General features: G+C 67.1%; 10 protein-coding genes. 7 read left to right on the plus strand and 3 right to left on the minus strand.

From position 1 onward, the window contains the following. The first annotated feature begins 13 nt into the window (after positions 1 to 13). From NN4_RS38410 to NN4_RS38420, 3 genes are read left to right on the plus strand one after another with little or no spacing between them, the layout of a single operon-like run. Positions 14 to 934 carry an ABC transporter substrate-binding protein gene (locus NN4_RS38410; RefSeq protein ID WP_167769008.1) on the plus strand — a complete coding sequence of 307 codons (921 nt, stop codon included), beginning with the start codon at positions 14 to 16 and terminating at the stop codon, positions 932 to 934. A gap of 4 nt (positions 935 to 938) precedes the next feature. Beyond that, positions 939 to 1,898: an amino acid ABC transporter permease gene (locus NN4_RS38415; RefSeq protein WP_246181313.1), complete on the plus strand. Its 960-nt coding sequence runs from the start codon at positions 939 to 941 to the stop codon at positions 1,896 to 1,898. Between the two features lie 35 nt (positions 1,899 to 1,933). After that, a complete protein-coding gene (locus NN4_RS38420) occupies positions 1,934 to 2,686 on the plus strand; it encodes an amino acid ABC transporter ATP-binding protein (RefSeq protein WP_135235999.1) in 753 nt (250 codons plus the stop codon). Positions 2,687 to 2,766: 80 nt separating this feature from the next. On the opposite strand, the gene NN4_RS38425 is transcribed toward NN4_RS38420, so the two are convergent. Next, complete coding sequence (locus tag NN4_RS38425; RefSeq protein WP_147141522.1) at positions 2,767 to 3,687, minus strand: LysR family transcriptional regulator; 921 nt, start codon at positions 3,685 to 3,687, stop codon at positions 2,767 to 2,769. A 71-nt stretch (positions 3,688 to 3,758) separates the two neighbouring features. Between NN4_RS38425 and NN4_RS38430 the strand changes: the two genes are divergently transcribed. The 3 genes from NN4_RS38430 (at position 3,759) to NN4_RS45445 (ending at position 6,289) form a co-directional block, all read left to right on the plus strand. Continuing rightward, complete coding sequence (locus NN4_RS38430; protein WP_147141525.1) at positions 3,759 to 5,114, plus strand: FAD-binding oxidoreductase; 1,356 nt, start codon at positions 3,759 to 3,761, stop codon at positions 5,112 to 5,114. 122 nt (positions 5,115 to 5,236) lie between these two features. Further along, positions 5,237 to 6,121, plus strand: coding sequence for an SPFH domain-containing protein (locus NN4_RS38435; protein WP_147141528.1), 885 nt, complete (start codon positions 5,237 to 5,239; stop codon positions 6,119 to 6,121). A gap of 12 nt (positions 6,122 to 6,133) precedes the next feature. Continuing rightward, positions 6,134 to 6,289 carry a type II toxin-antitoxin system antitoxin gene (locus tag NN4_RS45445; RefSeq protein ID WP_186818832.1) on the plus strand — a complete coding sequence of 52 codons (156 nt, stop codon included), beginning with the start codon at positions 6,134 to 6,136 and terminating at the stop codon, positions 6,287 to 6,289. A gap of 83 nt (positions 6,290 to 6,372) precedes the next feature. Here NN4_RS45445 and NN4_RS38440 read toward each other — a convergent pair whose 3' ends face one another. Further along, on the minus strand, positions 6,373 to 7,116 hold the full coding sequence (locus NN4_RS38440) for a MerR family transcriptional regulator (protein WP_246181314.1): 744 nt from the start codon (positions 7,114 to 7,116) through the stop codon (positions 6,373 to 6,375). A gap of 91 nt (positions 7,117 to 7,207) precedes the next feature. Here NN4_RS38440 and NN4_RS38445 point away from each other — a divergent pair, with 91 nt between their 5' ends. After that, entirely contained in the window at positions 7,208 to 8,482 is a 1,275-nt protein-coding gene (locus NN4_RS38445; RefSeq protein WP_246181315.1) for an erythromycin esterase family protein, read from the plus strand. Here the strand turns inward: NN4_RS38445 and NN4_RS38450 are convergent. Further along, a partial coding sequence (locus NN4_RS38450) for a class I SAM-dependent methyltransferase (protein WP_147141531.1) occupies positions 8,463 to 9,006 on the minus strand: 544 nt, incomplete at its 5' end. The genes NN4_RS38445 and NN4_RS38450 overlap by 20 nt on opposite strands.

Genomic DNA, 9,006 nt, shown 5'->3' on the forward strand with positions numbered 1-9,006 from the left:
TCTTGAATCCGAAATGTGGAGGGCTGCTGTGTCTGTTCGATCGGTTCTTGGCAGGCGCGCCCTGCAGGCGGTGTGCGTACTCGCCGGAGGCGCACTTGTCCTGACGGGCTGTAGTAACACCGAAGACTCCGGCCCCGCCGTGGAGAAGGTGAAGGTCGAGAAGAACGACTCGATCGCGGCGCAGCTCCCCGACAAGATCAAGCAGTCCGGCAAGCTCGTTGTCGGCGTGAACATTCCGTACCAGCCCAACGAGTACAAGGATCCCAGCGGCAAGATCGTCGGCTACGACGTCGACCTGATGGATGCCGTCGCCGCCACCTTGGGTGTGAAGGCCGAGTACCTCGAGTCCGCCTTCGAGAAGATCATCCCCACCATTCAGGCAGGCACCTACGACGTCGGTATGTCGTCGATCACCGACACCAAGGAGCGCGAGCAGCAGGTCGACTTCACGACCTACTTCAACGTGCGCACCCAGTGGGCGCAGCAGAAGGGCAAGCCGGTCGACCCGGACAACGCCTGTGGCAAGCGGGTCGCCGTGCAGGCCACCACCATCCAGGACACCGACGATCTGCCGGCCCGAAGCAAGAAGTGCCAGGACGAAGGCAAGCCCGCGATCGACATCAAGTCTTTCGAGGAGCAGAGCGCCGCGACCAACGCGCTGATGCTCGGCCAGGTCGACGCCATGGCAGCCGACCTGCCGGTGACGGTGTACGCGATCCAGAAGAGCGAAGGCAAGATCGAGAAGACCAGCGCGGCGGCCTACGGTGCGGCGCTCTACGGCTGGGCCGTGGCCAAGGGTTCGCCGCTGGCCGCCGTGCTGCAGCAGGCCGTGCAGAGCCTGGTCGACAACGGCAAGTACCTGGAGATCGCCAAGAACTGGGGCGTCGAGGAAGGCGCCATCACCAAGTCGGTCATCAACGGCGCCGCGAGCTGATCGCATGACCTCGAACGAAACCAAGCCGGAGCCCGGTGACCCCGGGCCCGGTGTGGCGAAGGATGCCAGCGAACCGGAACCGATCAAAGCGGTTCCGCTGCGTAGGCCCGGCCGGTGGATCGCCGCCGCGGTCATCCTGGTGCTCGTCGGACTGTTCGTCTACGGTGCCGCGACCAATGACGCATACCAGTGGGGTACTTACCGGAAGTACCTGTTCGACAGCCGGATTCTCGCCGGTGCGGTGGTCACGCTCGAACTGACCGTGCTCGCCATGGCGATCGCCGTCTCGCTCGGCACGCTGCTCGCGGTGATGCGGCTGTCGCCGAACCCGGTGCTGCGCTCGGCGGCCTGGGTGTATCTCTGGATCTTCCGTGGCACACCGGTTTTCGTGCAGTTGGTGTTCTGGGGCCTGTTCCCGTCGCTGTACAAGCAGATCGTGCTCGGCGTCCCGTGGGGCCCGCACCTGTTCGAGCTGAACGTGCAGAACATGCAGGCCGCGTTCACCTTCGCGGTGATCGGCCTGGGCCTCAACGAAGCCGCCTACATGGCCGAAATCGTGCGCGCAGGCATCAATTCCGTCGGTGAAGGGCAGCGCGAGGCCTCGACCGCGCTCGGCATGTCCTGGAGCCTGACCATGCGCAGGACGGTGCTGCCCCAGGCGATGCGGGTGATCATCCCGCCCACCGGCAACGAGCTCATCGGCATGCTGAAGACCACCTCGCTGGTCACCGCCTTGCCGTTGAGCACCGACCTCTACGGCCGGGCCCGCGAGATCTACGGCGTGAACTTCCAGCCGATTCCGCTGCTGCTGGTCACCGCCACCTGGTACCTCGCGATCACCAGCGTGCTGATGGTCGGGCAGTTCTACCTGGAGCGCTACTACTCGCGCGGTCTGTCCAGGCAGCTGACCGGTAAGCAGCTGCAGGATCTGGCCGACGCCCAGACGATTGTGAAGGCGAAATGAGTGCGGATACGAGTGTCGTCAAAGACGCTCAACCGATGATTGTCGCGGACCGGGTCTGCAAGAACTTCGGCGCGCTGCAGGTGCTCAAGGGTGTCTCGCTGGAGATCGGGCGCGGCGAGGTGCTGTGCGTGATCGGGCCGTCCGGCTCGGGCAAGTCCACCTTCCTGCGCTGCATCAACCACCTCGAGCAGGTCAACGCCGGTCGGCTGTACGTGGACGGCGAACTCGTCGGCTACCAGGAGAAGAACGGCAAGCTCTACGAGCTGCATCCGCGCGAGGCGGCCCGGCAGCGCCGCGAAATCGGCATGGTGTTCCAGCATTTCAATCTGTTCCCGCACCGCACCGTGCTGGAGAACGTGATCGAGGCGCCGATCCAGGTCAAGAAGGTCCGCAAGGCCGATGCGATGGCCAAAGCGCAGGAGCTGCTCGACCGAGTCGGCTTGGCGGAGAAGGCGAATGCCTACCCCGCCCAGCTGTCCGGCGGCCAGCAGCAGCGCGTGGCCATCGCCCGCGCCCTCGCCATGGACCCCAAGCTGATGCTGTTCGACGAGCCCACCTCGGCCCTGGACCCGGAGCTCGTCGGCGAGGTGCTCCAGGTGATGCGGGAACTGGCCCAGTCCGGCATGACCATGGTCGTGGTCACCCACGAAATGGGCTTCGCCCGTGAGGTAGCCGACAAACTGGTCTTCATGGACGCCGGAGTAATCGTCGAAGCAGGCGCCCCCCGCGAGCTGCTGGCCAACCCCAAACACGAACGCACCCAAGCGTTCCTGTCCCGCCTCCTCTAATACTCGTTAAGCCGCACACCCTTTGCCTGAGCCGCACACCGCCTATACCGGGTGTGCGGGTAGGGCGAAGGGTGTGCGGCTTACTTTGGTTCTGGCGCAACCATTTCCGATGGCCGCAGTGCGATGCGTAGCTGGCCGATGAGGACTTTTGCCGCGGGGGCGGCGGGGCGGTCGGTGCGCCAGGCCAGGGCCAGCCGGCCGTGTAGCTCGGGTTCGATGATGCGGATCGTGCGGACGCCGAAGGCTTTTGCTTCCGCGGCGGTCAACTCCGGTACCACGGCGATGCCGAGTCCGCGGGCGGCCAGCTGGAGCAGCAGTGGGGGAGCGGCGGCTTCGAAGGCGATGTTCGGCTCGAACCCCACTACCGCGCAAGAGCGTTCGAGGACACCGCGGATGCCGGTGCCCGGTGGCAGGCAGATCAGCGGGTGATCGCGCAGGTCGGTAAGCGCGATCTCCGCGCCGTGGGTTCGGTCGCCGGCGGCTACCGCGGCGACGACGGCGGTTTCCAGCACCACGTCCAGGCCGATGCCGGAATCCATTGCCGCGCCGGTCAAGCCGACCAGCGCGACGTCCAGTTCGCCGCGGCTCAGCGCGGCCAGCATGCGCTCCGAGGTGTCCTCGGTGAGGCTGATGCCGACCTGGGGGTGGTCGTCGTGGAAGTCCGCGAGTACGGCGGCGACGTCGAGCTCCTCGGTGGCGGCACCGGAGATCAGGCCGACGCGGACGTGGCCGCGCAGCAGGCCGGTGAACTCGTCCACGGTCTCGGTGATGCGTTCGGTGGCGGCGAGCGCGGCGCGGGCGTGCTTCAGTACCGCGGTGCCGATCTCGGTCGGCGTCACCGTGCGGCCGCCGCGGTCGAGTAGCTGCTGGCCGAGCTCGCGTTCGAGCTGACGGATCTGTGCGCTCAGGCCCGGTTGTGCCAGGTGCAGGCGTGCGGCGGCGCGGGTGAAATTGGCTTCCTCCACCACGGTGACGAAGTAGCGGAGCTGACGCAGTTCCATAACTATCGATTCTAACTTCGAGAAGATCTATCTGTTGTACTTCTGACTCGGAGGCGAGCATCGTCGAAGGCATGGGAACCACCGCAGAGCGCACCATCGACACATTCACCGGCCCTGTCTTCCGCCCGGGTGACCCCGGCTACGACGAGGAGATCGCCGGCTTCCAGACCGCCTACACGCACCGGCCCGCGCTGGTCGTCGGTGCCGTGCACGCCGAAGACGTCCGCGCTGCGGTGGAATACGCCGCGCGGCAAGATCTTCCGGTCGCGGTGCAGGCAACCGGGCACGGCCTGTCGGTCGCCGCCGACGGGGGAGTGCTGATCAGTACTCGCCGGATGACCGGCATCGACATCGACCCCGCGGCAAAGACGGCACGCATCGGCGCCGGCGTGCGCGCCGGCGCACTGGTCGAGGCAGCCGCGGCGCACGGCCTCGCGCCGCTGAACGGTTCCTCGCCTTCGGTCGGCGTCGTCGGCTACCTGCTCGGCGGGGGAATCGGCCTGCTGGCAAGGGAATTCGGCTATGCCGCGGAGCAGGTGCGCGCCGTCGAGCTGGTCACCGCCGACGGCCGCGTGCGCAAGCTCGTCCCCGGCGACGAACTGTTCGGCGCGGTTCTGGGCAGCGGCGGCAACTTCGGCGTGGTCACCGCGATCGAGCTGGCGCTGCTGCCCGTCACCGAGGTGTACGGCGGCCAGCTCGTTTTCGACACCCCGCTGGTCGAGCAGGTCCTCGAGGTCTGGCGGCAGTGGACCGCAACGGTTCCCAGTCAGCTGACCTCCACCGTCGCCACCCTGACCTTCCCCGACATCCCGCAGGTTCCCGCCCCGCTGCGCGGCCGCTACGTGGCCTCGTTCCGGATTGCCTTCAGCGGTTCTGCCGCAGAAGGCGAACGGTTGGTTGCCCCGCTGCGGGCCGTGGGCGACCGCCTGAAAGACGACCTGCGCACGATGCCCTACACCGAATCGCACAACATCCACAGCGACCCCGATTACCCGCACGCCTACGCGGCCACCAACGCACTGCTCGGCGAGTTCACCGCAGAAACGTTGTCCGCCTTGCTCTCCGCTACAGGACCGGACTCCGACACAGACGCGGTCGTCGACCTCCGCCACCTCGGTGGGGCACTGAGCAGCCCGAGTGGGAACGGCACCGTCGTCGACCACCGCGACGCCGCCTACATCGTCCGAGTGATCACCGACCCCGACGACACCACTGCGGCCAAGGACAAGATCCGCAGTGCACTCGCCCCGTGGACCATCGGCCACAGTCTCAACTTCCTCTACGGCGCGGGCGCCGATGCCGACGAGACCCAAACCCGCGCCGGATACACCCCTGACACCTACGCGCACCTCGCGCAGCTGAAGGCAAAGTACGACCCGCGCAACATGTTCCGCTTCAACCGCAACATCCGTCCCGCCGCGGGCTGAGCCACCGCTGCCCTGGGAATCTCTGCTTCGAGTTCCCAGGGCTCGCTCCCCGAATTCGATGGTGCCAACCGGCACCGTTGTCTGCTATCTTCGTGATATCACTTTGATACCTGGAGGATGTCATGAAGCTTCGGCCCGCATTACACGTCAACGGCTTCTTGGTGCTGGTGGCGTGGCTGGTGCTCACCCTGTTGTTCGGCGGCGCGGCGGCGCTCGGCTACGTCGCGGCGGCGCAGAACGGCAACCTGCCCGCGCTCATCGGGGCGATCGTCGCGAGTTTCCTGGTGCTCGTGCTGCTGCTGTCGGCGACCGGCCTGATCATCGTGAACCCGAACGAAGCGCAGGTGGTCCAGTTCTTCGGCCGCTACATCGGTTCGGTGAGCGACCCCGGCTTCTACTCGGTGCTGCCGCTGACCGACCGCAAGCGAATCTCGTTGCGCGTGCGTAACTTCGAGACGCAGAAGCTGAAGGTCAACGACGCCGACGGCAACCCGGTCGAGATCGCGGCCGTGGTGGTCTACAAGGTGGTCGACAGCTTCAAGGCCGCCTTCGCCGTGGACGACTACGAGGAGTACGTGCAGACCCAGTCCGAGGCCGCGGTCCGGCACCTGGCCACCACGCACCCCTACGACTCGCACGACGACACCCGCACCAGCCTGCGTGACGGCAGCGAGGTGGCCGAGGAGCTCACCGTCGAGCTGCGCGACCGCACCATGCTGGCGGGCATCGAGGTGCTCGAGGCCCGCATCACCCACCTCGCCTACGCCCCGGAGATCGCCCAGGCCATGCTGGTTCGGCAGCAGGCCTCCCAGGTGGTCGCCGCCCGCACCCAGATCGTCGAGGGCGCGGTCGGCATGGTCAGCCTCGCGCTCGACCGGCTCACCGAGCAGGGTGTGGTGGAACTGGACGAGGAGCGCCGCGCCGCCATGGTCTCGAACCTGCTGGTCGTCCTCTGCGGTGACAGAGCCACCCAGCCCGTCGTGAACGCCGGCTCGCTCTACAACTGAGCGCCGAAGCCCATGGCTGAGCGCAAGAAGCTGCTGCTACGGCTCGATCCGGCCGTCCACGAGGCGATCGCGAAGTGGGCGGCCGACGACCTGCGCAGCATCAACGCCCAAATCGAATTCGCCCTACGGCTGGCGCTCGAACAGGCGGGCCGGAAACCTAAATCATGATCACGAGGACTGGTGGCGAAGCGAACTTCGCCACCAGTCTTTCACGAAAGCCCCTGCCGCCCAACAGAACAAGGCGACGGGGGTTACTCGCGTTTCGCCGCCGCCATGTCTCGTTCGGCGGACCGGTCTGCGCTGAGGTAGGCGTCGAGGTGCGGGGCGGCGGCGAGCATCACCCGGCTGCGCTGATTGAGCCGGGCCCGCCATTCCTCGAGCACATCCGACAGGTCCTCCGAATCTCCCACGGCGCGTAGGTGATCCACGAAGAGTTTGATGCGGGGAAGTGGATAACCGCCGCGACGGAGTTGCCGGGTCAGGTGGGCGTCGCGCACGACGTCGGGCGGATAGATCCGGTAGCCGGTGGCCCGTTCACGGTGCGGGCGAAGGATTCCCGCGTCTTCCCACTTGCGCAGTGATGCGGGATGCATGCCGAGGCGATGCGCCAATGCGCCGATGGTGAGGCCGTGGGACCGGTCCTCGACCGGTCGTGGCGCGGCGGCCAGGGTGTCGAGGGCTGCGGCGACCTCATCGAGCGTCTTGCGTTCGTGCAGCAGGTCGGCGTGCGCCTGGTCGATGAGACGGAACAGTGCGGTCTCGTCGCCTCGATGCGCGGCCCGCAGCATCGCGGCGGACGTCTGATGCCCGTAACCCACACGCAGGGCGAGGAACGCACGCAGCGCGCGAGCGTGCACCTCGGAGTATCGGCGGTATCCGGCGTCGCTGCGCTCGGCAGCCGGGAGGATCCCCTCGTCTTCGTAGTTGCGGACCGCCTGAGTGGACAAACCGTGCTCACGAGCCAGGTCGGCGGGCCGCAGAGTTCGCGCTGCCATCTCCCTAGTTTGAAGGTTGAGACGCGTATCTACCAGCTGGTACGAGGAAAAGTCTCAACCGATTGTTCAACGATACGGTCGAAGGTACCTGATGACACACCCAGAAAGGCACCGCATGACCAGGCAACTCTCCGTGCACGACATCGGTCTCCACTTCGGCGGCGACGCCGAAGCCGGCGCGACCATCGGCCGATTCCTCGACACCCTCGACTGGCCGCCCGCCCTGCTCGGCCTCGGCGAGCCGACCCACGGCGTCGAGGCCTTCCCGCTGCTACGCAACGAAGCTCTGCAGTATCTGGTCGAACACCACGGCTACCGCTCGATCGCCCTGGAAATCGACTGCGTCGCAGCGGCTGTCGTGGACGACTACGTGCGTACCGGCCAAGGCGAGTTGGCCGAGGTTGTCGCGGCGGGCTTCAATCACGGCTTCGATGCGTGGCAATCCAACCACGAGTTGGTGGCCTGGCTGCGCGACTACAACGCGGGCCGTGATCCGCGATACCAGGTGCACTGCTACGGATTCGACGCCCCGACGGAGATCACCGCTGCGCCGAGCCCGCGCGCCACGTTCCTCGGCGCATACGCCTATCTGCTCGAACATCTACCCGCCGAACGACTTCCGCACAACACCGAAACGCTCGATACTTTGCTCGGCGACGACGCCGACTGGACGAACCCCGAAGCGATGCTGGATCCGGGTCGCTCCATCGGCCACACCGACCGCGCCCGCACACTGCGGCTGGCCGCCGACGATCTCCTCGCGATCTACACCTCCGAGGCCCCCGGTCTGCGACGAGCCAGCTCCGACACCGACTTCGAGCGCGCGTACCTGCTCGCCCGGATGGCGCACGGACTGCTCCGCTACCACGCCGCAATGGCCACTCCCGGTCCCGGCCGCGTCTCCATCCTGCTCGGGCTGCGCGACGGCATGATGGCGGACAACCTGCTCGACATCGTCCGCATCGAGAAGCATCGCGGGCCTTGTCTCGTGTTCGCCCACAACAGCCACCTCCAGCGGACCGAGTCGAGCTGGCAGGGTCATTGGGACGGCGCGGACTTCTCGTGGCGCTGGTGGAGCGCAGGCGCGATCGCGGCCGCCACCCTCGATACCGAGTACGTCTTCATCGCGGCGGACTACGGCCAGTGTGTGAATGCCCCAGCGCCGCAAGATGATACGCGCAGCTTGCACGCCGTTCTGCAGGCCGCGACCACGGACCGGGCACTGTTCCCCACGCGGTTACTGACCGCCGCCCTGGATTCGGATGTCACGGCGCGCGTCTCGACCGACCAGCGCTACGGCCCGCTGAGCCCCGCCGCACTCGACGGCGCCGACGCCGTCGTCTTCATCACGCAGGTTTCTCGGTGACGAAAATGGCGGTGCCGGGAAAGATCTCGCCGCGCAACGGGCTCCACTGACCCCACTCGCGGTCGAGCCACTCCGGCCAGTCCGGCTCGACGATGTCCACCACCAGCAACCCGGCGGACACGATTTCGCGGACCCGGTCGCCGATGGTGCGGTGGTGCTCGACGTAGGTCGGCTCACCCTCGCTGTCCACCTCGACGTAAGGAGTGCGGTCGAAGTAGGGGATGGCGGCGGTGAGCCCGGCCGGGCCGGGATCGTCGGGGAAGATCCAGCGCATCGGGTGGTTCACCGAGAACACCCAGCGGCCGCCGGGGCGCAGCACCCGGGCAACCTCACGCATCACCTGGGCGGAATCGGCGACGAACGGAATCGCGCCGAACGCCGAGCAGGCCAGGTCGAACGATTCGTCGGCGAAGGGCAGGGTCTCGGCGCCTGCCTGGATCAGCGGCACCTGCGGCCCGCCCCGCTCCATCGCGGCGCGGCCGCGCGCCAGCATGCCCATCGACAGGTCCAGCCCGACCGGGTGC

Source organism: Nocardia ninae NBRC 108245 (assembly GCF_007990755.1).
Classification (GTDB): domain Bacteria; phylum Actinomycetota; class Actinomycetes; order Mycobacteriales; family Mycobacteriaceae; genus Nocardia; species Nocardia ninae.

What these genes read in the sequence shown, in the direction of transcription:
- NN4_RS38410 (WP_167769008.1), top strand. Translation starts at nt 14, where the DNA reads ATGTGGAGGGCTGCTGTGTCTGTTCGATCGGTTCTTGGCAGGCGCGCC.
- NN4_RS38415 (WP_246181313.1), top strand. Translation starts at nt 939, where the DNA reads ATGACCTCGAACGAAACCAAGCCGGAGCCCGGTGACCCCGGGCCCGGT.
- NN4_RS38420 (WP_135235999.1), top strand. Translation starts at nt 1,934, where the DNA reads ATGATTGTCGCGGACCGGGTCTGCAAGAACTTCGGCGCGCTGCAGGTG.
- NN4_RS38425 (WP_147141522.1), bottom strand. Translation starts at nt 3,687, where the DNA reads ATGGAACTGCGTCAGCTCCGCTACTTCGTCACCGTGGTGGAGGAAGCC.
- NN4_RS38430 (WP_147141525.1), top strand. Translation starts at nt 3,759, where the DNA reads ATGGGAACCACCGCAGAGCGCACCATCGACACATTCACCGGCCCTGTC.
- NN4_RS38435 (WP_147141528.1), top strand. Translation starts at nt 5,237, where the DNA reads ATGAAGCTTCGGCCCGCATTACACGTCAACGGCTTCTTGGTGCTGGTG.
- NN4_RS45445 (WP_186818832.1), top strand. Translation starts at nt 6,134, where the DNA reads ATGGCTGAGCGCAAGAAGCTGCTGCTACGGCTCGATCCGGCCGTCCAC.
- NN4_RS38440 (WP_246181314.1), bottom strand. Translation starts at nt 7,116, where the DNA reads ATGGCAGCGCGAACTCTGCGGCCCGCCGACCTGGCTCGTGAGCACGGT.
- NN4_RS38445 (WP_246181315.1), top strand. Translation starts at nt 7,208, where the DNA reads ATGACACACCCAGAAAGGCACCGCATGACCAGGCAACTCTCCGTGCAC.